The organism is Pseudomonas sp. SIMBA_068 (genome assembly GCF_046534705.1).
Classification (GTDB): domain Bacteria; phylum Pseudomonadota; class Gammaproteobacteria; order Pseudomonadales; family Pseudomonadaceae; genus Aquipseudomonas; species Aquipseudomonas putida.
On sequence record NZ_JAWRYI010000183.1, the window covers coordinates 1 to 338 of the forward strand.

The 338-nt window shown below is 60.4% G+C and carries 1 pseudogene; it reads right to left on the bottom strand.

Features of this window, described 5'->3' with window-relative positions:
* Positions 1–225 (bottom strand): annotated as a pseudogene (locus SB756_RS28745) (MFS transporter); the annotation flags it as partial.
* Positions 226–338 lie beyond the last annotated feature (113 nt).

A 338-nucleotide genomic window follows, 5' to 3' on the forward strand; every position in this document is an offset into this window, starting at 1 on the left:
CGCCAGATAGCCGGCGGCGAAGATGCCGAAGGTTTGCATCAGGCGCAGCCACTCGGGCATGTCGGCCGGGAAGAACAGCTTGCCGACCACTGTGGCGAAGAACACGAAGATGATGAAGTCGTAGAACTCCAGCGCACCGCCCAGGGCGGACAGTGAAAGGGTCTTGTAGTCACTGCGGGTCAGCGGCCGCGAGGGCTGCTCGATACTGCTGGGCACGGAAGTCATCGCTCGTTGTTCTCTTTGTAGGGCATGCAGGCCGCTTGGCACGCGGCTTCTGGATTAGGGGACACGCGAAGATAGCAAATCGCCGAGCTGCGCTGAAAGCGATACAAAATCCC